This is a genomic window from Streptomyces sp. NPDC002156 (assembly GCF_053593675.1).
This window is the reverse complement of record NZ_JBSFDA010000006.1, coordinates 1-21,207: the sequence shown is the minus strand read 5'-3', so window position 1 is coordinate 21,207 and position 21,207 is coordinate 1. Positions and strand designations below refer to the sequence as shown.

18 protein-coding genes are annotated in these 21,207 nt (G+C 69.0%); 13 read left to right on the top strand and 5 right to left on the bottom strand.

Annotated elements, in window-relative coordinates; genetic code table 11:
• Positions 1–629: 629 nt before the first annotated feature.
• Together ACWCRB_RS04640 and ACWCRB_RS04635 are read left to right on the top strand one after the other, a co-directional pair.
• On the top strand, positions 630–2,450 hold the full coding sequence (locus ACWCRB_RS04640; RefSeq protein ID WP_450994617.1) for a LamG domain-containing protein: 1,821 nt from the start codon (positions 630–632) through the stop codon (positions 2,448–2,450).
• A gap of 38 nt (positions 2,451–2,488) precedes the next feature.
• The gene (locus ACWCRB_RS04635) at positions 2,489–3,829 is read left to right on the top strand and encodes an RICIN domain-containing protein (RefSeq protein ID WP_450994616.1); all 1,341 of its coding nucleotides are present in this window, start codon (positions 2,489–2,491) and stop codon (positions 3,827–3,829) included.
• Between the two features lie 102 nt (positions 3,830–3,931).
• Here the strand turns inward: ACWCRB_RS04635 and ACWCRB_RS04630 are convergent, their stop codons facing one another.
• Complete coding sequence (locus tag ACWCRB_RS04630; RefSeq protein WP_450994615.1) at positions 3,932–6,400, bottom strand: SpoIIE family protein phosphatase; 2,469 nt, start codon at positions 6,398–6,400, stop codon at positions 3,932–3,934.
• Positions 6,401–6,633: 233 nt separating this feature from the next.
• Here ACWCRB_RS04630 and ACWCRB_RS04625 point away from each other — a divergent pair, with 233 nt between their 5' ends.
• From ACWCRB_RS04625 to ACWCRB_RS04605, 5 genes are read left to right on the top strand one after another with little or no spacing between them, the layout of a single operon-like run.
• A complete protein-coding gene (locus tag ACWCRB_RS04625) occupies positions 6,634–7,899 on the top strand; it encodes an acyl-CoA dehydrogenase family protein (protein WP_450994614.1) in 1,266 nt (421 codons plus the stop codon).
• Positions 7,896–8,735 carry an SDR family NAD(P)-dependent oxidoreductase gene (locus tag ACWCRB_RS04620; RefSeq protein WP_450994613.1) on the top strand — a complete coding sequence of 280 codons (840 nt, stop codon included), beginning with the start codon at positions 7,896–7,898 and terminating at the stop codon, positions 8,733–8,735. Before ACWCRB_RS04625 ends, ACWCRB_RS04620 begins: the two co-directional genes overlap by 4 nt.
• Positions 8,732–9,490: an SDR family oxidoreductase gene (locus ACWCRB_RS04615; protein ID WP_450994612.1), complete on the top strand. Its 759-nt coding sequence runs from the start codon at positions 8,732–8,734 to the stop codon at positions 9,488–9,490. The genes ACWCRB_RS04620 and ACWCRB_RS04615 overlap by 4 nt, the downstream gene beginning before the upstream one ends.
• The gene (locus ACWCRB_RS04610; protein WP_450994611.1) at positions 9,487–10,635 is read left to right on the top strand and encodes a phosphotransferase family protein; all 1,149 of its coding nucleotides are present in this window, start codon (positions 9,487–9,489) and stop codon (positions 10,633–10,635) included. The genes ACWCRB_RS04615 and ACWCRB_RS04610 overlap by 4 nt, the downstream gene beginning before the upstream one ends.
• A gap of 2 nt (positions 10,636–10,637) precedes the next feature.
• Positions 10,638–11,684 carry an SMP-30/gluconolactonase/LRE family protein gene (locus ACWCRB_RS04605; protein ID WP_450994610.1) on the top strand — a complete coding sequence of 349 codons (1,047 nt, stop codon included), beginning with the start codon at positions 10,638–10,640 and terminating at the stop codon, positions 11,682–11,684.
• On the opposite strand, the gene ACWCRB_RS04600 is transcribed toward ACWCRB_RS04605, so the two are convergent.
• Together ACWCRB_RS04600 and ACWCRB_RS04595 are read right to left on the bottom strand one after the other, a co-directional pair.
• Positions 11,674–12,687 (bottom strand): AraC family transcriptional regulator, encoded by a 1,014-nt coding sequence (locus ACWCRB_RS04600; protein WP_450994609.1) that lies wholly within the window; start codon positions 12,685–12,687, stop codon positions 11,674–11,676. The genes ACWCRB_RS04605 and ACWCRB_RS04600 overlap by 11 nt on opposite strands.
• A gap of 141 nt (positions 12,688–12,828) precedes the next feature.
• Complete coding sequence (locus ACWCRB_RS04595) at positions 12,829–13,617, bottom strand: SDR family NAD(P)-dependent oxidoreductase (RefSeq protein ID WP_450994608.1); 789 nt, start codon at positions 13,615–13,617, stop codon at positions 12,829–12,831.
• 333 nt (positions 13,618–13,950) lie between these two features.
• Between ACWCRB_RS04595 and ACWCRB_RS04590 the strand changes: the two genes are divergently transcribed.
• Together ACWCRB_RS04590 and ACWCRB_RS04585 are read left to right on the top strand one after the other, a co-directional pair.
• Entirely contained in the window at positions 13,951–14,370 is a 420-nt protein-coding gene (locus ACWCRB_RS04590) for an HAD family hydrolase (RefSeq protein ID WP_450994607.1), read from the top strand.
• A 217-nt stretch (positions 14,371–14,587) separates the two neighbouring features.
• Complete coding sequence (locus ACWCRB_RS04585; protein ID WP_450994606.1) at positions 14,588–14,953, top strand: hypothetical protein; 366 nt, start codon at positions 14,588–14,590, stop codon at positions 14,951–14,953.
• Between the two features lie 28 nt (positions 14,954–14,981).
• Here ACWCRB_RS04585 and ACWCRB_RS04580 read toward each other — a convergent pair whose 3' ends face one another.
• Positions 14,982–15,557: a hypothetical protein gene (locus ACWCRB_RS04580; protein ID WP_450994605.1), complete on the bottom strand. Its 576-nt coding sequence runs from the start codon at positions 15,555–15,557 to the stop codon at positions 14,982–14,984.
• Positions 15,558–16,198: 641 nt separating this feature from the next.
• Here ACWCRB_RS04580 and ACWCRB_RS04575 point away from each other — a divergent pair.
• The 4 genes from ACWCRB_RS04575 to ACWCRB_RS04560 all read left to right on the top strand — a co-directional run bounded on the left by ACWCRB_RS04575 (position 16,199) and on the right by ACWCRB_RS04560 (position 19,538).
• Complete coding sequence (locus ACWCRB_RS04575) at positions 16,199–16,462, top strand: helix-turn-helix transcriptional regulator (RefSeq protein ID WP_450994604.1); 264 nt, start codon at positions 16,199–16,201, stop codon at positions 16,460–16,462.
• Between the two features lie 160 nt (positions 16,463–16,622).
• Positions 16,623–17,510, top strand: coding sequence for a DUF6083 domain-containing protein (locus tag ACWCRB_RS04570; protein WP_450994603.1), 888 nt, complete (start codon positions 16,623–16,625; stop codon positions 17,508–17,510).
• Positions 17,507–17,995, top strand: a complete 489-nt coding sequence (locus tag ACWCRB_RS04565; RefSeq protein ID WP_450994602.1) for a hypothetical protein — start codon at positions 17,507–17,509, stop codon at positions 17,993–17,995. The genes ACWCRB_RS04570 and ACWCRB_RS04565 overlap by 4 nt, the downstream gene beginning before the upstream one ends.
• A 73-nt stretch (positions 17,996–18,068) precedes the next feature.
• Complete coding sequence (locus ACWCRB_RS04560) at positions 18,069–19,538, top strand: UvrD-helicase domain-containing protein (protein WP_450994601.1); 1,470 nt, start codon at positions 18,069–18,071, stop codon at positions 19,536–19,538.
• 134 nt (positions 19,539–19,672) lie between these two features.
• Here the strand turns inward: ACWCRB_RS04560 and ACWCRB_RS04555 are convergent, their stop codons facing one another.
• Positions 19,673–20,851: a hypothetical protein gene (locus ACWCRB_RS04555; RefSeq protein WP_450994600.1), complete on the bottom strand. Its 1,179-nt coding sequence runs from the start codon at positions 20,849–20,851 to the stop codon at positions 19,673–19,675.
• Positions 20,852–21,207 lie beyond the last annotated feature (356 nt).

The following is a 21,207-nucleotide window of genomic DNA, read 5'->3' as shown; positions in this document are numbered from 1 at the left end:
AGCAGGCTCAGCGGTTCGTAGGGCACAGATGGGAGGCCGCCACGGAGTTGGACGAATTCGAGGTTCGCCTCAGGCATGGGTCCGAGGTCCAGGGCGACGCGGTGGCGTTCCTGGACGGGGTGCCGCCACGACGCTTTTGACATGGCGTGGCGCGGGCTGTCCGGAGGACCCGAGGGACATCTGAGCTGTCCAGCGGGCGATCTATTTCCAAATGGAAAGGCATTGGTGTTTCCCAAGCCCTGCCTGGAAGTTTCGGACGCGTTACTCCCAGGGCGCCAGCACCCTGGCCTGGCCGCGGAAACGCGGCATCGCCGCCCGGATGGTCTTGCCCTGGACGGTTCGGCGGACGCCCCAGGATCCGGCATAAGAACTACCTAAAGAACCCCGTAAAAATACCTATGGTCCAGGGCCCGGCCCCGAGCCGATCATCGCCGTGACTCCGCGACGATGCCAGCCTGCGTCTCCGCCTGCCCCGAGAGGCGGCGTCCCTCCATTGCGTGCGCCGCGGTCCGTCTCCCAGGCCCCGGCACCTCACACGCGCCCGGTTCGGCCATTCCTTCCCCACCGCCCGGCCGTTGGCAGCGGCCATGGCATCGGACGTTTCCGCGTACCACTTTGAAAGGAAGACCATGCGAAGAACGAACGTGCCCAGGGCAGGCCTTGCGGCTGCCCGCGTCATGGCCCTGCCTAGCCGGCTCCCAGCCGCTCTGGCCGCCTTCCGAATGGCGGGTGCGGGCGCCGCTCTGCGCCGGAGGGCCTCCGCCGCTTTCGTCACCGTCCTGTCCCTCGCACTGGCCGCGGGGGTGCTGACGTCCGCCGCTCCGGCGCAGGCCGAGATCACCGACGGTCTGCTGTTGCGGTACAAGCTGGACGAGACGTCCGGCACGGTCGCGCACGACTCGTCAGGCAACGGCCGTCACGGCACGGTCAACGGCACCGCCTCCTGGGACGGGGAGGAGGGGCTGGCCTTCAACGGCTCCAACACCTACATCAAGATGCCCAACAACATCATGGCCGGGCTCAGCTCGATCACCGTCGCGTTCGACGTCTGGATCGACCCCGGTCTGGGCAAGCCGTACTTCTTCTACGGGCTCGGCAACACCAGCGGCACCAACGGCAACGGCTATCTGTTCACCACCGGGAACACCCTCCGGACGTCGATCTCGATGACCGACTACACCGCCAAACAGGACATCCAGCCCTCGGGCGACCCGTACCAGCTCGACCGCGGCATGTGGAAGCACGTCACGTACACGCAGACCGGCAACACCGGCATCCTGTACGAGAACGGCGTGGAGAAGGCCCGCAAGACCAACGTGACGATCGCCCCCGGCGCGATCGGCGGCGGAACGACCACCGCGAACTACATCGGCCGGTCGCTGTATGCCTACGACCTGTACTTCGACGGCCGGATGCGGGACTTCCGCGTCTACAACCGGGCCCTTTCCTCCTCCGAGGTGCAGGCCGTCGCCACCGGGACGGAACAGGAGTGGGAGCAGCTCCAGGCCCTGGCCTCCTACAACGGCGCGCTCGCGGCGTTCGACGATCCCGAAGTCGGACCGGTGATCATCTTCCCCTCGGACTACACCGGCGACATCCACGACCTGGAGAACCCGCCCGACTGGGTCAACGAGTTCGGGCAGACCCCCGCCGACTGGCCCGCCGTCACCCCCGGGTACAGCCAGCTGTTCACGCTCGATCAGATCACCGACATCCAGGACGCGGTCACCGCACAGATACAGCCCGACGGCGACAGCACCACCTACCAACTGAACGTCTACTACGACGGGATGATCGACCAGGTGATGGCACAGACCAACGCCCCGGCGTCGGTCACCGATCCGCTGCTGGCCGACTATCCCGGCAAGCTCCGCATCGAGGGGTACACCCTCGACTACACGCCACCCGGCAAGTGCACTCCGGAGGAGCGGACCGCGGGCAAGGTGCTGTCGGAGGCCGCGGGCCCGGCGGCAGGCGTCGAGGATGCCGCGACGAAACTGCAGTGGCAGCAGGTCCAGGCCCTCGCCGACTACAACTGCGCGCTCGCGGCGTTCGACGATCCCGAAGTCGGACCGGTGATCATCTTCCCCTCGGACTACACCGGCGACGTCTACGACCTGCAGAAGCCGCCGGGGTGGACTTCGGAGTACGGGGAAGTCCCGGCCGACTGGCCCACCCCCAGGGCCGGGTTGAGCCAGCAGTTCACGCTCGCCCAGATCGCCGAGGTCCAGGAGGCGGCCATCCGCCAGGTATCGGCGGACGGCGACACCACCGCCTACAGCGTGTCCATCCACTACGACGCGATGCTCGACCAGGTGGTGGTGACAACCGACGCCCCGGCATCGGTCACCGATCCGTTGCTGGCTGCCTACCCGTACAAGGTCAAGATCGAAACGGCCCCCGAACCCACTCCTGCCGACACCGCCGGCTCCGAGGCACTCGCCGAATAACCGACGACCGTCACATCACCCTTCGCGCCGTCGTCGGCGTGAGCCAGAAAGGACAAGCAATGAGAATTCCCCACCCCGGGGCATTCCGCGGAAACAGACACCGCCATGGCGGTCGGACGCGGATGAGACTTCTTGTGCCGTTGCTCGCGGTAGCCATGCTGGCGGGTCTGCTCGTCTCCCTCACGACGCCCCAGCGCGCCTCGGCGGCGGTGGGCGACTACCGGCCCGCGACGTACAACATGCAGGGCGGCGGCGGTGCCGGCGGCAGCAAGTGGACGACCGACATCACACAGCTGATAAACGCCGGCTACAACGTGATCGCACTGCAGGAGGCGGGCCCCCGGCCACCGATAAGCGCAGGAAACCCGACCTGGACCTCCGGCTACATGGGAGGTAACCAGCAGTGGGCGGGTTGGCGCATACAGCGGTACACGTGGGACCCGTGGCCGAACCGGCTCAACATTCCCTGGTACATCTACTGGGTGCGTACCGACTTCGGTGGCAACCGGGTGAATCTCGCCATTCTGACCCCCTTCTTGGCGAACTCGGTGATGATCGCCCGGCCCGCCTTCTGGGGCAACAACGGGCTTCCGACCTCCCGGCCCTCCCTCGGCGTCCGACTCGGGAACACGCTGTTCTTCAGCGTGCACGCGTTGGCGAACGGCGGCACCGATGGCCGGCAGTTGGTGCAGAACATCTCCGCACTGGCGGGAACCCGCATCTGGGCCGCGATGGGCGACTGGAACCGCCAACCGGGCGACCTCGCACTTCAACGCGGCCGATTCAAGTACACGTCCGGCGGTCCCACCCACATCGGCGGGACGGGAACCAACCGGGAACTGGACTACATGGTGTCCAACGAACGCATCGCCGGATACGGCGGCATTGCCCGCGGCTTCGGCTCCGACCATCTGGCCGTGGGGTTCCGCCGTCTGTCCGCGTATACAGGCGTCAGCCTGCTCAACGCCCACGACGGCAATCGTGCCATGCAGTTCACCACCGCGGTCGGCGGTACGTTCATGATCGTCGGCAATCAGACTGCCGGAACGTACGGCCACTGGAACTTCCAACCCCGGGGCAGCGGTCTCTACAGGATCGCCAACACCGCTTCCGGAAAGTGCTGGAGGGACAGCCAGGGCATGATCATCCAGTGGGACTGCAACAGCGACAGCAACCAACTCTTCGATCTGAACTACTGGCAGGACACCGGCCAACTCCAGATCAAACCGAAGGACCGGAACACGTGTGTCGGAGACGACCCCAGCTTTGGATACGGAAGCCAAATCGTCACCACCGACAGTTGCAGCGGCGGTGAGACCCGCATCAACTTCAAATTCGACTATGACCCCGGACCGAACGCACCACTCGTAGTGTTCTAGTACGCGACGTGCAACTGAACAGCGGACAGGGGATCCGGAGCCATCCGGATCCCCTACTTGCATGCCAGGCATCCGGACCGGGATCACCATGTACGACATCAGTCATTCGGTGCCATACATGTCGAGGTTGCCCGCTGGGTCGACGGGGAGGGCCTGTTCCGCCCAGATGGTTTTGCCCTGGGTGGTTTGGCGGGTGCCCCAGGCTGCTGTGAGCTGGGCGACGAGGAGCAGGCCTCGGCCGCCCTCGTCGTAGGTGCGGGCGCGGCGCAGGTGGGGGGCGGTGCCGCTGGTGTCGGAGACTTCGCAGATCAGGTTCCGGTCGTGGATCAGGCGCAGATGTATGGGTGGTTCGCCGTATCGGATGGCGTTGGTGACGAGTTCGCTGACGACCAGTTCGGTGACGAAGTCGGCGTCGCCCAGTCCCCAGGCCTCCAGTTGGGCGCCGGCCTCCTTCCGGGCCTGGGCGACGGCGACCGGGTCCGCGGGTACGTCCCAGGTGGCGACGGAGTCGGTGTCCAGTGCTTTGGTGCGGGCGATGAGCAGGGCGATGTCGTCGGAGGGCCGGCCGGGTGGCAGGGCGGCCAGCACCGCGTCGCACAGGGCGTCCAGGGAGGCGGCCGGTTGGGCGAGGGTCTGGCAGAGCCGGGACACTCCGGCGTCGATGTCCCGCTCGCGGGATTCGATCAGCCCGTCGGTGTAGAGGGTCAGGAGGCTGCCCTCGGGCAGTTCGATGTCGGTCGCCTCGAAGGGGAGTCCGCCCAGTCCGAGTGGGGGGCCGACGGGGAGGTCGAGTAGTTTCGCGGTGCCGTCGGGGGTGACCAGGACGGGTGCCGGGTGTCCGGCCAGGGCGATCGTGCAGTGGCGGGAGACCGGGTCGTACACGGCGTAAAGGCAGGTCGCGCCGACATCACCGGTGGTCTCCGCCCCTGGGTCCGGCTGCGGGACGTCTTTTCCTTCTGTGGACAGGCGGGCGACGAGGTCGTCGAGGTGGGTGAGCAGTTCGTCCGGGGGCAGGTCGATGTCGGCGAGGGTGAGCACGGCGGTGCGCAGCCGTCCCATGGTGGCGGAGGCGTGGATGCCGTGTCCTACGACATCGCCGACGACCAGTGCGACTCTGGCGCCGGACAGCGGGATGACGTCGAACCAGTCCCCTCCCACCCCGGTCTGGGCGCCGGCCGGCAGATAGCGGGAGGCGACCTCCACCGCGCCCTGCGTCGGCAGTGCCTGGGGCAGCAGGCTGCGCTGCAGGGTGACCGCGGTGGCGCGTTCACGGGTGTAGCGCCGGGCGTTGTCGATGCAGACGGCCGCTCTGGCGGCCAACTCCTCGGCCAGCACCAGGTCGTCCTCGCGGAACAGCTCGGGATGCCGGTGACGGACGAAGACCACGACGCCCAGAGTGGCGCCGCGGGCAGTCAGGGGCACCGTGATCGCCGAGTGCATGCCGAAGTAGCGGACCCGGGCGGCCCGGCCCCGATCGCCGGCCGTCCATTCGGTGATCGCGGGGTCGCTCGCCAGGTGCAGTCTGGCCTGTCCCGACCTGAGGCTCTCCACCGGCGGTGAGCCCTCCGGATAGCTGTCCACCTCGCCCGGAACGACGACCGCCTCGGGGGTTCCCGGGTTCACGGACCGGTGGGCGACGCGCCGCAGGGAGACGGAGCCGAGCGGCAAGCCCGTTCCCGGGGGTGGTTCGTGTGCGCCGTCGAGGGCGGGGAGCAGGTCGACGCTGACGAAGTCGGCGAATTCCGGGACGGCCACGTCCGCCAATTCCTGAGCCGTACGCGTGACGTCCAGGGTGCTGCCGATCCGCGTACTGGCATCCGCGAGCAGCATGAGCCGCTTCCGGGCCCAGTACTGGTCGGTTATGTCATGACTGGCCACGCCTATGCCCTGGACACGGCCGTCTTCGTCCTTCAGCGGGGTAACGACGAGCGACCAGGCGTGCTCGCGGCGCTCGTCGGCCGCCTTCCCGTAGGCCTCCATGAACTGAGGCTCACCGGTCTCCAGCGCCTGCTGCATGGCCCGCTCCGCCCTGGCCATCTGCGGAGTGTGCATGAACTCCGAGGGCCGCAACCCGCGCATGTCGTCCTCGGCGAGGCCGAGGACACGAAGCTGGGTCTCGTTGGCCCGGCGCAGGCGCAGCCCGGTGTCGTACACCGCCAGCTGGCAGCCCGCGACCTGCTCGTGGTTCCGGCTCACGAGAGTCTCGTCGCCGGGCTCGGGCCACAGCCCCGTCAGCGCGGAGACCACGAACCATTCGAGCCGCCCGCCCTCCGGCGCCCCCTTGTACGCCAGGACCTTGGCCTCCAAGCGGTGGCCCTCGCGGTGCCGCAGGGCGACCGCCCCGTTCCACCTGGTCAGCTGTACGAGGGACCGCTGCTCCTGTTCGTCGATCCCCTCCGCCAGCAGTCCGGCCGCGGGCTGTCCCACGATGTGCGCGGGCGCGTAACCCAGCAGTTTCTCGGCCCCCGCGTTCCACCGGGTCACGATGCCGTGCTCGTCGATGGTGACGTTCGCGCTGAGCGCCTCGTCGAAGATGTGCTCGGACGACCTCGGCACCTTGTCGGTGGCCATGCGTCCCTCCATGGTTGCTCATCTCTCTCGGGGAGGACTTCGCCACTCCCCGGCGTGTGACGCCCCGGACTCGCACACTCCGACAAACCGATGATATGTCCGCATCGCCATGCTTTGGTTGGCGAGTCGGCTGCGGTAAGCGACGGCAATGCCGTCCCGCTGTGTCGCTTCTGATCAAAGATGTGTCGTGCTGGATCAAGAAAGGGCGCTGGGTCCTCCCTAACGTGGTGGCCATGGACTTCAGCCCTTCTCCGCGCGCCGCCGAACTCACCAAGGCCGTGCGGTCGTTCATCCAGGACGAGATCGCCCCCGTCGAGCACGAGTTGCACCGTCGGCAGGGCGAGGTGCGCCGCACCGGCGGTGGGGCGGACCTGTGGCAGGTGCCGGAGGAACTGCGCGAGCTGCAGCACAAGGCACGGGCACAGGGGCTGTGGAACCTGTTCCTGCCCGCCGGACACGAGGGGCCGTACGCCGAGCGATACGGGACCCGCGGCGGTACGGGCCTGACGAACGTGGACTACGCGCCGATCGCCGAGGCGACCGGGTGGTCGTTCCTGGCCCCGTACGTGTTCAACTGCAACGCGCCGGACTCCGGCAACGCCGAAGTACTGCTGCGCTACGGGTCCCAGGAGCAGAAGGACCGCTGGCTCGATCCTCTGCTGGACGGACGGATCCGCTCGGCGTTCGCCATGACCGAGCCGGGCGTGGCCTCCTCGGACGCCACGAACATGCAGCTCACGGCCGAGGTCGAGGGCGACGAGGTCGTCCTGAACGGCCGCAAGTGGTGGACCACAGGCATCGGACACCCGGACTGCGAGGTCCTCATCGTCATGGGGCTCACCGATCCGGGCGCGCACAAATACGCCCAGCACTCGATGGTCCTGGTCCCGCGGGACACCCCCGGGGTGAAGATCGAGCGGATGCTGGAGACGATGGGCTTCTTCGACGAACCCTTCGGCCACGGCGAGGTCTCCTTCGCCGAGGTCCGGGTCCCGGTGTCGAACATCATCGCCGGCCCGGGGCGAGCGTTCGAGATCGCTCAAGGTCGTCTCGGTCCCGGCCGGGTGCACCACGCGATCCGCATGATCGGTCTTGCGGAGCGCGCCCTGCACCTGGCCTGCGAGCGCGGCCTGGCGCGCACGGCGTTCGGCAAGCCGCTGGCCGACCTCGGCGGCAACCGCGAGCGCATCGCCGAGGCACGGATCGCGATCGACTCCGCCCGGCTGCTCATCCTGGACGCGGCGTGGAAACTCGACACCGTCGGGGCCAGGGGCGCGCAGAGCGAGGTCAGCGCCATCAAGATCGCGGCGCCCAATGTCGCCCAGCAGGTCATCGACTTCGCCATGCAGATCCACGGTGGTGGCGGGCTGTCCGGCGACTTCCCATTGGCAGCTGCCTGGACCGCGGCGCGGGCCGTTCGCCTGGCCGACGGACCCGACGAGGTGCACAAGAGCGTCGTCGCCCGCATGGAACTCGGCAAGCACGGAGCCACCCGATGAGCCGCGCCACCGGCACCGGAAAGAGCCGAGCTGTGCTCATCACCGGGGGCGCCTCCGGTCTGGGTGCGGCACTCGCCTCCCGCTACGCCGAGCGCGGGGACCGCGTGCTCGTCACCGACCTCGCCGCCGAAGCCGAAGTACCAGCGGGCGCGCGCTACCAGCGCCTGGACATCACCTCACCGTCGGACTGGACGGCTGCCCTGGAGCGCGTCCGCGTCGATCTCGGCGGGCTCGACGTGCTGGTCAACAACGCCGGCATCGCCGCGGGCGGTCGCGTGGACCGCATCGACGACACGCACTGGCGGCGGGTACTGGAGGTCAACGTGCTGGGCGCGGTGAACGGCTGCCGTGCCTTCGCCCCGCTGCTGAAGGCCCAGGGGCACGGCCACGTGGTCAATGTGGCGTCACTCGCGGGGCTGGTCCACCCGGCGGCGATGAGTTCCTACGACGCGAGCAAAGCGGCCGTGGTCGCCCTCTCGGAGAGCCTGCGCCATGAGCTCGGCCCCTGGGGCGTCGACGTCACGGTGGTGTGCCCGTCGTTCTTCCGGACCAACCTGGCCGCTTCCCTGGGAGGGGAGGATCCGCTGATGGACCAGGTGGCCGCCAAGCTGATCTCGCGGGCGCCGTTGGGGGCCGAGGAGATCGCCGCTCGGGTGCTCCGGGGTGTCGACGCGCGCCGCTTCCTGGTCCTCCCTGATCGGTCCGCACGGGTCGCGTACTGGACGAAGCGTCTGGTCCGTCCCCTCTACGACCGCCAGATGTTCGCCGCTGGAGCCAAGATCCGCCGGGCCGAACTGAGTGAGAAGACACCCACGGTGAGCGAGGAGCCGGTATGAGCAGCCAGACGGACCACAGCGTCGTCCTCATCACCGGGGCCAGCTCGGGCCTGGGTGAGGAAATGGCCCGACAGTTCGCCGCTCTTGGTTACGACCTCGCCCTGTGCGCCCGGCGCACCGACCGGCTCGACGCCCTCGCCGACGAGATCCGCGTCTCCACGGGCCGACGGGTCGAGACCGCCGCCCTCGATGTCACCGACAGCGACGCGGTCGCCCCGGTGTTTCACGAGTTCGCGAACAAATACGGGACGATCGACCGGGTCGTCGTCAATGCCGGCATCGGCAAGGGCGCTTCCCTCGGAACGGGGCGGTCCGATGCCAACCTGGCCACGGCGATGACGAATTTCGTCGGAGCTCTCGCTCAGACCGAGGCCGCTCTGGAGATCTTCCGCCGACAGGGCCGCGGTCACCTCGTGCTCGTCTCGTCCATGTCCGCCCTGCGCGGCATGCGCAGGTCCATGACCACCTATGCGGCGACCAAGGCCGGGCTGGCCTCGCTCGCTGAAGGTCTGCGCTCGGAGAACATCAGGGGCCTCGATGTCTCGGTCATCCACCCGGGGTACATCCGCTCGGAGATGAACGCCCATGTCGAGGAGAAGACCCGGTTCATGGTCGATACCAAGACCGGAGTGCGTGCGATGGTCGCGGCCATCGAGAAGCGTCGTCCGAAGGCCTACGTGCCGACGTGGCCGTGGGTGCCCATCGGGATCGCCATGAAGGTACTGCCGCTGCGGATCGTCCGGAGGCTCACATGAACGCTCGTACCAACAAGGGAAGTACCGACGTCACCGGATCGCGCCCGGTCCGCGACGAGGACGCTTTCGACGCCGAGGCCATGGCCGCCTGGCTCGCCGAGAACGCCACGCCGGGCAGCACCGAGGCCGAGCTGTCCGCCGTCCCGGAGGTGCGGCAGTTCTCCGGCGGCGTGTCGAACCTGACCTACCTGCTGCGCTACCCGGGCGGCGACCTCATCCTGCGCCGGCCCCCGAAGGGCACCCACCGCAAGGGCGCCCACGACATGGGGCGCGAATACCGCATCCAGACCCAGCTCGGGCAGTTCCTGCCGTACGTGCCGCGTACGGTCGCCCTGTGCGAGGACCCGACGGTCATCGGCACGCCGTTCTACGTGATGCAGCGGCTCGTCGGTCCGATCCCGCGCAAGGACCTGCCGCGCGGGTTGGTGCTCGACCGCGAGCAGACCTTCGCCCTGTGCCGCAACGTCGTCGACCTGCTCGTGGACCTGCACGCGGTCGACCTCGCGACCACGGGGCTCGGGGACCTCGGCAAGGGCGACGGGTACGTACGCCGGCAGGTCGAGGGCTGGTCGGAGCGCTACCGCAGGGCGCGTACCTGGAACGTCGGCTCCTTCGAGCGGGTCATGCGATGGCTGGCCGACAACCAGCCGGCCGACCGCACGCACACCCTGGTGCACAACGACTTCCGCTTCGACAACGTCGTACTCGACCCCGAGGACCCCACGCGGCCCGTCGGCCTGCTCGACTGGGAGCTCGCCACCGTGGGCGACCCTCTCATGGACCTCGCGAACGGCCTCGGGTACTGGATCCAGGGCGACGACGGCAGGCACATGCAGGCCTTCCGCCGCCAGCCCACCCACCTGCCCGGGATGATGACGCGCGAGGAGGTCGTGGCGTACTACTGCGCGCGCACCGGCACTCGCGTGACCAACCGGGAATGGGCCTGGTACCAGGTCTTCGGGCTGTTCCGCGTCGCCGTCATCGCCCAGCAGGTGTACCAGCGGTACCTGGCCAAGCAGACGACGAACAAGCAGTTCCGCTTCTTCGGCATCGCGGTCGTCCTGCTGGAGCTGCGGTGCCGCAGCATCATCCGCGCCGCCGGTCGAACGGCGCCCGAGATCGCCGACGCCCAGGTAGGGAGATAGTCATGCCCTTGAAAAGGGAGCCCAACGCCGTGCCCCTGACCCGCCGCCTCATCTCGCCCCGCCGCTGGACCCCGCCCCCCGCCCCCGCCGACGAGGGACGCACACCCGCCACGAGCCGCTTCGCCGTCGCCCGGCGCCTCGCCACCGGCGGTCACGGTCCCGAGGACGTGATCTTCGACGGGCAGGGCGGCCTGCTCACCGGTCTCGGCGACGGCAGCATCGTGCGCATCGACCCGGCCACCGGAGCCCGCGCGGTGGTGGGCAGCACCGGCGGACGTCCGCTCGGGCTCCAGCCGGCCGCCGACGGCGGCATCCTGATCTGCGACCACCACCGGGGACTGCTGCGCATGTCCGCCGGCGGATCGGTCGAGGTGCTCGTCGACACCGTCGCGGGCAGGCCGCTCACCTTCGCCAGCAACGTCGTCGAAGGCCCGGACGGGACCATCTGGTTCACCGTGTCCACCCGCCGCTGGGACCTGGAGCACTACCTCGGCGACATCGTCGAGCACTCCTGCACCGGCCTGCTCGTCCGCCGTGACCCCGACGGCACCGTCACCGTGCTGCGCGACGGGCTCAAGTTCGCGAACGGCCTCGTTCTCGCCCCGGACGCCTCCCACCTGCTCGTGGCCGAGACCGCCGGATACCGGATCAGCCGCCACTGGCTCACCGGCCCGAAAGCCGGGACGGACGAGCCGTTCGTGGAGAACCTCGCCGGCCTGCCCGACAACATGAGCCTCGGCAGCGACGGGCTGGTCTGGGCGTCGATCGCAGCGCCCCGCAACGCGCTGCTGGACAAGCTGCTACCCCTGCCGGGACTCCCGCGCGTCCTCCTGTGGAACCTGCCCGAGGCCGTGCGGCCCAAGGCCACACCCGTTGCCTGGGTCATGGCCTTCGACCTCGACGGACGTACCGTCCACGACCTGCGCGCGGGCGACGTCTCGTACGGCTTCGTCACCAGCGTCACCGAGCACAAGGGCACGGTGGTCGCCGGCAGCCTGCACGAGGACGACGTCGTCGTGCTCGCCCAACCGGACGGGCTCAACGCCTAGCCCCCGCCTCACGGCGCAGCTCGGTCGGCGTCCGGCCCCACCACCGCTTCGCGCAGCGGGACAGGACCGCCTGCTCGGCGAAGCCGAGGAGGTCGCTGACCTGGGCCAACGGCATGTCCGTCGTCATCAGGTAGGTACGGGCCCGGGTACGTCGGACCCCGTCGAGGACCGAGGCGTACGACTCGCCCTCGGCGGCGAGCTGCCGCTGCAGTGTCCGCGGGTGCACGGCGAGGATCCGGGCGACGTCGGTCAGTTCGGTGGAACCGGTCCCGAGGGACTGGTCGAGGACCGCGCGCACCTTCGCCGTCGCCACCGGCCCGGCCTCGCGCGACTGCTGGGACAGGAAGGCCAGCGCGATCCGGCGCACCGTCTCGTCGACGCCGTCGAGGGGGCGGGCCAGCAGGCTGGAGGGCACCCGCAGCAGTGCGCTTCCGCGGCTGAAGCGGACCCGGGCGCCGAAGGCGTCCTCGTACCGCGACCGCGGTGCCACCGGCTGATGGGGCAGATCGACCGACCGCAGGCCGTAGCGGCCGCCCAGGAGGAACGTCACCGCGCGGTGGAAGAACAGCATCGTCATGTCGGTGGCCTGCGGCAGCGGTCGTACGCCAGCGCCGAAGGAGTACCGCAGCCCGACCACACCGTGCTCCCCGTCGGGGTCGTCCACCAGGGAGACACCGAAGTCCCGGGCGTGCACGAACATGTAACGGGACGTGCACTCGAGCGCGTCCGCGACCGACGGAGAGTGCTGGATCGCCACCGACAGCGGGCCCAGCATGGCGAAGTCCTGCGTCTCACCGACCCGCAGCCCCAGATCCGGGCAGCCCAGACCGGCCGCGGCGATCTCCATCACCGCGGCCAAGGCAGCGTCCTCCACCAGCAGCTCGTCGGCGTCCAGCGCCTCCAAGGGCAGCCCCGCCCGCCGCGCGTACGCGTCAGCGTCCCCGCCGAGCCCCTCGACACACTGGCGGAACTTCTGAAGACCTGCCGACCGGACCAGGGACACGCCCACAGAATGACGCCCGTGTCGCCCAGGATCAAGCGGCCGAGTCCGGTGAGCCCGATGGACACGGCCTCACCGGGCCCGAGCGGTACTTCTTCCACGACCTGTGGGACGAAGAAGTCGGACACCGCGCGATCGGCACATCTAGCCGAGGCGGGTGGTGGCGAGTCCTCCGTCGACGAGGAGCGTGACGCCATGGATCTTGGTGGCGGCGTCGGAGGCGAGGAAGAGGACTGCCTGAGCGACGTCCTCGGGCTGGACGGCCACACCGGCGGGAGTCGTGGCGGCGATCGCCTTGAGCTGCTCAAGGCCTGCCTCCGTGCCGGGGGTGACCGTCACGCCGGGCGACACGGAGTTCACGCGCACACCGCGCGGCCCGAACTCGGCGGCCCAGGCACGGGTGAGCTGCTCGTCGGCGGCCTTGGTCGCGGTGTACATCGCCGCGTAGGGAGTGCCGACGCCGGCCGTCCAGGAACCCAGGTTGACGATCGCTCCACTGCCGCGCTCGGCCATGGCGGGCGCCAGGGCGGCGACCAGGACGTGCGGGGCCCGGATGTTGACGGCGAGCATGGCGTCGAGGTCTGCGTCGGCCAGGTCCGCCGTCGAGGTGGCCGGGTACAGGCCCGCGTTGTTGACCAGGATGTCGACGCGTCCGCCGAGGACGGAGGACGTCTCGGCGGCGAAGGAGCGCAGCTGGTCGTAGCTGCCTGCCAGGTCCGCCTCGACGAAGTCTGCGCTGCCGCCGGCCGCACGGATCTCCTCGACGACGGTCTTGCCGCGCGCGGCGTCCCGGCCGCTGACGACGACATGGGCGCCCTCGGCGGCGAACGTACGGGCGATCGCGGCACCGATCCCGCTGGTCGAGCCGGTGACAACGGCGGTGCGTCCCGCCAGGCGGGCAGAGGAGGTGTGGTTGGCAGAAGTAGAAGTCATGGCTCCTGTCTACGCCGGAACGAAACAGACGGGCCAGGTCCTGATGAACCTGGGCACGCCATGACCACCCACACCCCGGGCATCCCTCCTACCTTGGAGGCTGTTGGCCGGTGGGGCCAACTTCGCATGGCGCAGACCCGGCAACCACCGCAGCGTCCGGATCCACCGACCCAGATACCAGGAACAGTCCTCCAGTTCCAGCAGGCTGCGTCCTCGGCCTCACGGGCCTCGCGAACAGGTGGTCACCCGGACCCGACGTCGTCGCCCTTCAACAGGGCCATGACCCCTCCTGCGAGCGGCACCGCCTCGCCATGCGGGCATGGTGGGGGCACGTTGGCTTTTCTGCAAGGCGTGGAGGAGACGGCCTACCGGGAACTCACAGCGCCGGACGCCTGGCTCCCGTACCCCGACACCGAACCCGTACTGCGCGCGCTGCGCGCCCGCGGCCTGCGCATCGGGATCGTGAGCGACTTCGCCTGGGACCTGCGCATCCACCTCGCCCGCCAAGGCCTGGATGACCTGTTCGACGCATGCGTCATCTCATGCGAGGTGGGCCGGGAGAAACCCGACCCCCACCTGTTCCTCAAGGCCTGCGCGGACCTCGGCGCCAACCCCCGCGCCACGCTCATGGTCGGCGACAACCCCGTTCGCGACGGCGGCGCCACCGCCTGCGGCCTGCCCACCTACATCCTCCCGGCCGAACACCGCACCGGTGACCGCGGCCTGACCGAAATCCTCCGGCTAGTGACCTGACGGACCGTGACGGCGGCGCAGGAGACGAGCATCCCGCTTCAAGGCGCCGGGAGGTCACCAGTGCGCCACGGCAACGGTCGCCGCCGGCAGTCCACCCGGCACCAAGATGGTCACCTGCTCCCGGCAGGTTGAAGAAACTCCCTCGGTCCGCCCCGCCACTGGGTGGTCAAACAGCTCGCAGATCCGCTCCGGCTCTCCGGTCCTACGGTCATCGGGCATGATGGTTGCCATGTTCGAGATCGGCCCCGGCTCCGACACGGCTGCGGTGTACCGGGCGAGATTCGCCCGCCGGTTGCCCGCCAGTCTCAGCGAACTGACCGGGCCCGAACACGGTCTGGTCGAGCTGCCCCTACATGTGGCCTGGTCAGGGCTACGCATCCTGGACCTGGACCGGCCCCGTCAGCGCATGAGCCTGTACCGGACCGTACTTGCCGAAGGCATGCGCGACGACCTGTGCCGCTTCCTCAACCGCGATGTGCTCCTAGTCCTGTGGCCGACCATGTACCCCCTCATCGGGCGTCCTGTCAGGGAGGTCTGGGAGGAGGCATTCCCCGAACTCCGGGCCGCCAGGGCCTCCGTATAGGGATACACGTTCTGGTCACCGAGCACCGCTAAATGCCGCCAACGCACTGTACTGCCTGGGTCCATCGCAAATCCCCGGAGTCCAGACACACGTTCCAGGACGCGAGGAGGCCTGCCGTCGCCAGCTGGTCGAGTACATCCGGCAGAGCAAACGAATCCAGACCGCAGTCGCGAGCCATCCGGTCCACCTCGGTCAGTCCTTTGCCGGCCTCGGGGGGTGTGTACGCCGCGAGGTATACGGCGGCCAATTGCGGGAGCGGTCCGCCTGCGCCGACGCGGGCCGGTCGAGCCGCGCGCAGCGCCCAGTCGGCGGCCCGCCTGCGGTCGGGGCGGGCCGGGGACTGTGTGAGCAGCGCGGCATCGAACAGCCGGGCAGCCACTGTCGCTGTGTCGGCCTCCGGCGTTGCCGGGATTCTGCTCAGCCACCGCGCCCGCTCCAGTTCCTGCCACGGACCTGAGCAGTGGCCCAGACGAAGTCCGCGCAGGATCCCTGTCGGGAGTTGAACGTTCGCTACGGCGTCCATCCGCAATGCGCACTGCAACGCGAGGAGCCGGGCGGCGGCTCCCGTGTCCGCCGGCAAGGCAGCGGCGAGATAGCTGAGCATCTCCCGCACCCGGGGCTGTTCGCCCGGCCCACGAGGCTGCCGTCCGCGCCTACGGCGCGAAGCTGCGGATGGCCACGGCGCAGCCGCGGACAGGATCGTGTCGGGTACAACGGCGGACTGATCCGTGGCCGCGGCGCAGGCGGTGCAGGAATCGGCGAGCCGCCAGACCCGTCCCCCTCGTTCACGGGCCAGGAGCAGCCGGATGGGACCGGCACAGCCCCGATGCCTCGGATGCCAGCAGCAGCCGCGTTCGTGGCACTGGCAGGTACGCATGTGCACCGGGAGCACATCGCAGCGAGCGTGCCGGGCAAGGTGAGCCAAGGCCGCCGAGCGTGCGGACGCAGCGGCAAGGGGGCTGCCGTTCTGGGGGCAGTGCCGGCATACGAGTACCGGCCCGCCGGCCTGCGGACGCAGTTCCACGATCCAGGTGCGCCGCACCGCGGGACACCTTGTGCGCAGCCTCATCGGGCCCGTACTCCTCCCATCGCGCCATCGCGTGTTTTCGCGCCGACACCCGCCAAAGGGTGGGGCGACGGCACACGGTAGTGCAGACGTCTGCCCTTCCGCTCCCACCTCCACCTGCAGAAATAGGGCAGAGGTCTGCACTGACAGGGCAGGGGTCTGCACCGTCGGATGGTGGGGTGACGATCTTGCCGCCCGACCCGGACCTCGACGCGCTGCGCCTGGAGCTCGCGCGCCTGCGGGCAGCACGGGGTTGGACGTACGACGAGCTCGCCGCCCGCACCGGCCTGGCGAGACGCACGCTCATCGAGATCGAGCAGGGCCGCACGGTCGGCACCCTGAAGACCTGGCACGCTCTCGCCCATGCGCTGGAGACCCCACTCGACGTGCTCTTCGCCAACCTGTGCCGTGGACATGAGCCGCCCGGGCAGACCGGCGACTGACCTCCCGCCGGAACGCTCTTCGTTGACCACCCGAAATGGGGACGGCGATGCGAACGCGTGAGCGCCTGCCCGTACGCCAGTCGCCCTCGATGCGGCCGACCGAGGGACATCACGGCGCCGACGCACCGGGCACGGCGTGTTGGCTGGCAGGTTCGCCCACATGCGCTCCACACCCCCACCCCCCGGACGCCGCTGGGACGGTAGCCTCACCGCCGTCCGTCCACGGCGCTCCCTGCGCGTCGCCCCTGATGGCGTCAGCTGGCTGCTGCGCTGCGGCCAGACCGGACGATGCCGCGACTGCGGCAACCGGATCGAGTGGTATCACCGGACCAACCGTCAGCCCGTCCGCCTTCACCCCCACGAGCTGCCGACCGCGCGCGTGCCCGCCGCCTGTCGCTGGCACGTCAGCTCCGGCGTCGCCTATCCGGCAGGCGACGGAACACGCTGGTGCCGCCTGCCGCACGCGGCGGTGTGCCCTGCCCGCGACGCCTCACCAGCAATGCCCGAGCTGGTCGCGCTCCGCCGCGCCCTGGCCCTCAACACCCGCCGTCTGCTCGACAGCGGCGCCTTCACCCCGCCCGGTGCGCCCTCCGGTGCCGAGGCAGCGACTTCGACCGTCTGCCGCCCTGCCCGCCCCATCGTGCAGCTCCTCTACATCCGCTACCTCGCCGCCCATCCCGTCGACGAGATCCAGTGCGTCGCTCAGGCCCGACGACGCCATCGCTGCAGCAATCCGCTGCTCACTCCCGATGCCCCCAGCGGCACCTGGACCCTTGTGCCCGCCACTCGGGCGCACGGCCAACTCGCCCTGCCCACCGAGGTCATGGCCGTGTACGACCTTTCCGGCCTGCCGTACGCGGAGCAGTTGCGCTGGCGGGCCCAGCGCTGCCCGCAGCACGCTGCCGCGCCTTCGGCTGCAGACATGGCGATCGCCGACTGGGAACCCTTCGACCCGCTCGTTCACCACGAACACATCCACACCCGACTGCCGACACACGTCCGGCGCCCGGGTCCCACCGCTCGATCCCGCAAAGAGGCCTGGAGATGACAGCGCACCACGCGATCGAGATCGTCCTGACCCGACCTGCCACCGTGGACGAACTCCGCCGTGCCCACAGCGCCGCGCGGCTGGCCGCCAACGCCGACCGCACCCGGCTGCTGGCACTGCAACGGGCCAAGAGTCCAGGCCGTGCACTGCGGGCGCTTCGCCGCCGGCTTGACGCGCTGTTGCCCATCGACGTCCTGACCAGCCACTACCCGGACCAGTACGGTCAGGTCCTGCTGAACCTCACCCTCAGCAACACGACCCGCACCGCCATCCGCCGGGCCGCAGCCACCCGAGGCCAACGCCCCCAGGACTTCCTCAGCCACAGCGTGACCGCGGCCGTCGCGCGACACGAACAACAACGCCGTCGACGCCTGACGGCCCAACTCGAAGGACTACTCGCCCACCACTCCCCTGAAGATGTGTTGACGTGCGCGGCCGACGCCCTGCTCGGCCGCCGCCACCACCGCGTACCGCCGAAGCGATAGCCCTCCGCAGAGGCTCCCTCGCGGAGCCACCGCGAATGCCAAGCCACTCATCAACCCTTCTGCGGAGCCCTTGTTGCCCACTCCAACTGATGAACAGGCCGAGGCCGCCGACGTTTTCCACGCAGGGCACCATCTCGTCCTGCAAGCCGGCGCCGGCACCGGCAAGACCACGACCCTCGTCCAGCTCGCCGAAGGAACCAAGCGGCGGGGCCGCTACCTCGCCTTCAACAAGGACATCGCCTCCGACGCTTCTACCCGCTTCCCGCGTGCCGTGCTGTGCAAGACCGCCCACGCGACGGCGTACGCCGCTGTCGGCCACCGCTACGTCCGCCGCCTGAACAGCCCCCGCCAACCCGGCTGGAAAATCGGCCAGGCCCTGGGCATCACCCGGGCCATTCGTATCGACGACCGCGAAGTCGGGCACAGGACGCTGTCCAACACGGCGCTTCGCACGGTCTCCCGTTTCTGCCACTCCGCCGACCGCACGCTGGCCCGACACCACGTACCACCGCTACGCGGCCTGGGAACACCGGCCCAGCATGCCCAACTCGCCGAGGAGGTGTTGCCGTTCGCCGTCAAGGCCTGGGCCGACCTGCACAACCCCGATGACGGCATCGTCCGCTTCGAGCACGACCACTATCTGAAGATGTGGGCCCTGATGAAACCGAGGATCGACGCGGACTTCCTCTTCCTCGACGAAGCCCAGGACACGAACCCGGTCCTGGAGCAGGTCTTCGCCGCGCAGCGCGACCATGCCCAGCTCGTCATGGTCGGCGACTCCGCCCAGGCCATCTACGGCTGGCGCGGCGCTCGCGACGTGATGACCGGTTTCGACGCCACGCACCTCACGCTGACCCAGTCGTTCCGCTTCGGCCCCCTCCTCGCCGAGCAGGCCAACCGCTGGCTCGAACTCGCGGATGCCCCCATCCGCCTGACCGGCAGCCAGAGCATCCCCACCAAGGTCGGCGACATCGCCCACCCGGACGCGGTCCTCTGCCGCACGAACATCGGCGCCATGACCGAGGTCATGAACCTGCTCGCCGAGGGTCACCGCGTCGCTCTGACCCGCGGAGGACACACATTGCAGGCGCTGGCGCTCGCAGCCCGCCACCTCAAGGAAGGCCGCCGCACCAGCCACCCTGAGCTGGTCCTCTTCGCTTCCTGGGGCGAACTGCAGGACTACGCGGCCTACGACCCCGCCGGCGGCGACCTCCAGCCCTTCGTCGACCTCGTCGACACACACGGGCCAGACGCCATCCTCGCCGCGGTCGACGAACTCACCGACGAAGAGCACGCCGACGTCACCGTCTCCACCGCCCATAAGGCCAAAGGCCGCGAATGGTCCGCTGTCAAAATCGCCGACGACTTTCCCCCGCCCAAGGACACCGACCAACACGACGCCCAGGGCCGCCCGATCCCGGAACCGGTCAACGACACCGACGCCCGCCTGGCCTACGTCGCCGTCACCCGCGCCCGTCACCAACTCGACCTCGGCGGCCTGTCGTGGATCGACACGTACCCCGTCACACCGGCTATGGCATGACCCTCATGCCTCGGGTAGACCGTCCTTCTCCGGACGGCTCAAGCAGCAGGAGGTGACGTGACCGTCTGCCGCGCCGACCAGGACCGTGTCCTACGTGGTGAGGCGGGTGGGGCTTCAACATGGGCTGTTCAACCTCACCGAGGGATGATCAAATCGGTGAGCTGCCCCGCAGTTGGCAGTCGACCGCGGTTGAAGACAACGGCGACAAACAGCACCACCACCGGCAGCAAAGGGACGAGCGCAGCCTCGGGCAACCCGAGGACTGCCGCACAAGCCATGACCAACACGATCATGAGCCCTACCATGGCCATCCGTAATCGCTCCCTCGGCGCGGCCGGATCTACACCGGCGAGTTGATCTGCGTCGAGAAGGTCGTCGATGCGGCCCTCGGCGTAGCGTTCGGCGATTGTCAGCAGCATCACGATGAGGTCTTCAAGGGCGCGACCCGGCTCGGAGTCCTGCCGCGCTTCAGCCTTTCGTAGCGCGCCCACCACCAGTGCGGCATGCGCCTTGAACTGTCGCTCGCTGTGCCGTCTCGCTCTGGCGCGGCGGGTGCGATGGGCCCTCCAGATGGCTTGCTCAACCGGTTGCACGGAAACTCGCGGGATCTGGCAGTCCGGCTGGGTTTCTTCCCAACGACGGAGGACTGTGGCGCACTGGGCTGCGACCGTCAGCAGTGCAACGGCAGGCCAACAGCGCCGGTACTCCATTCGCGCACTCTCCTTGTCCGGGTACCCAGCGAGGGACTCCAAGTCGTAGGCGGCATACGTCGCGCCGCTGCCGGAGCTGGTCAGGTTTGTGCGCTTGAGGAGCCGCACTTCGGCGACCAAGATCAGGGCCCAGAACAGGAAGGGCGGGACTTTGCTGATCGCGGAAAAGTCCCAGAGACGCACCGACATCGGCACAGCCACGATGCTGCTGAGTAGTGCTTGCACCACGCCAGGCTGCGGTCCCGGATCCGCGCTCAACTGCAGATGCTGCCAGTCGGCCATGTCGTGGACGTTCATCAAGACAAGTAGCAGCAGGACAAACCGGAGTGTCTTGATTGGCATGGCCAGGGGCAAAGCACGCCACCACCGCACGACATACAGAGGCGCCAATCCATGGCCGTCGACCCGATCTCGTATTCGAGGCGGCAGCAGCATCTGCGTCAGAAGCGGAGCAGCCCGACGCACCCCCGAGACAGCGCGCAGTCGCTCGAAGCGCTCCGCAGACCGCGACGACCAGCGCTGAACCGGTCCAGGAATGAGGAGCAGAGCGATCGCGACCCCGACCACCAGCTCGATACCCACGATGAGAAAGCCGATCAACACGCCGACAGTCTCACGTATCCCACCGACAGCGACGCCCTGAACGCGATGAACCGACGGCGGGTGCCCGCCGGAGGCCCCACACAAAGATCACTGCCGCGTCTCTCGATAAGCGCAGGTCAGCGCCACTCTCATTTCCAATGTCCCAGAATCGCGCTAGTACGATGTTTCTCGAACTGATAGTGCGCAGGTCAGAAGCCTTGTCAACTCTCATTTTCAGCGTCGGCTCTCAGCGGCGGCGGCGGCCGCCGCCGTGGTGGTGGTGGTCGGCCGATCAGAAGTAGGTGGGCAGGCGTGGGGTGTAGGGGGCTTCCAGTGCGGCGATCTCGTCCTCGGTGAGCGTGAGGTCGAGCGCGGCG

Coding starts and splice junctions, on each gene's coding strand:
- ACWCRB_RS04610 (WP_450994611.1), top strand. CDS start 9,487: ATGAACGCTCGTACCAACAAGGGAAGTACCGACGTCACCGGATCGCGC.
- ACWCRB_RS04565 (WP_450994602.1), top strand. CDS start 17,507: ATGACAGCGCACCACGCGATCGAGATCGTCCTGACCCGACCTGCCACC.
- ACWCRB_RS04570 (WP_450994603.1), top strand. CDS start 16,623: ATGCGCTCCACACCCCCACCCCCCGGACGCCGCTGGGACGGTAGCCTC.
- ACWCRB_RS04625 (WP_450994614.1), top strand. CDS start 6,634: ATGGACTTCAGCCCTTCTCCGCGCGCCGCCGAACTCACCAAGGCCGTG.
- ACWCRB_RS04630 (WP_450994615.1), bottom strand. CDS start 6,400: ATGGCCACCGACAAGGTGCCGAGGTCGTCCGAGCACATCTTCGACGAG.
- ACWCRB_RS04580 (WP_450994605.1), bottom strand. CDS start 15,557: ATGCTCAGCTATCTCGCCGCTGCCTTGCCGGCGGACACGGGAGCCGCC.
- ACWCRB_RS04640 (WP_450994617.1), top strand. CDS start 630: ATGCGAAGAACGAACGTGCCCAGGGCAGGCCTTGCGGCTGCCCGCGTC.
- ACWCRB_RS04615 (WP_450994612.1), top strand. CDS start 8,732: ATGAGCAGCCAGACGGACCACAGCGTCGTCCTCATCACCGGGGCCAGC.
- ACWCRB_RS04605 (WP_450994610.1), top strand. CDS start 10,638: ATGCCCTTGAAAAGGGAGCCCAACGCCGTGCCCCTGACCCGCCGCCTC.
- ACWCRB_RS04585 (WP_450994606.1), top strand. CDS start 14,588: ATGATGGTTGCCATGTTCGAGATCGGCCCCGGCTCCGACACGGCTGCG.
- ACWCRB_RS04595 (WP_450994608.1), bottom strand. CDS start 13,617: ATGACTTCTACTTCTGCCAACCACACCTCCTCTGCCCGCCTGGCGGGA.
- ACWCRB_RS04620 (WP_450994613.1), top strand. CDS start 7,896: ATGAGCCGCGCCACCGGCACCGGAAAGAGCCGAGCTGTGCTCATCACC.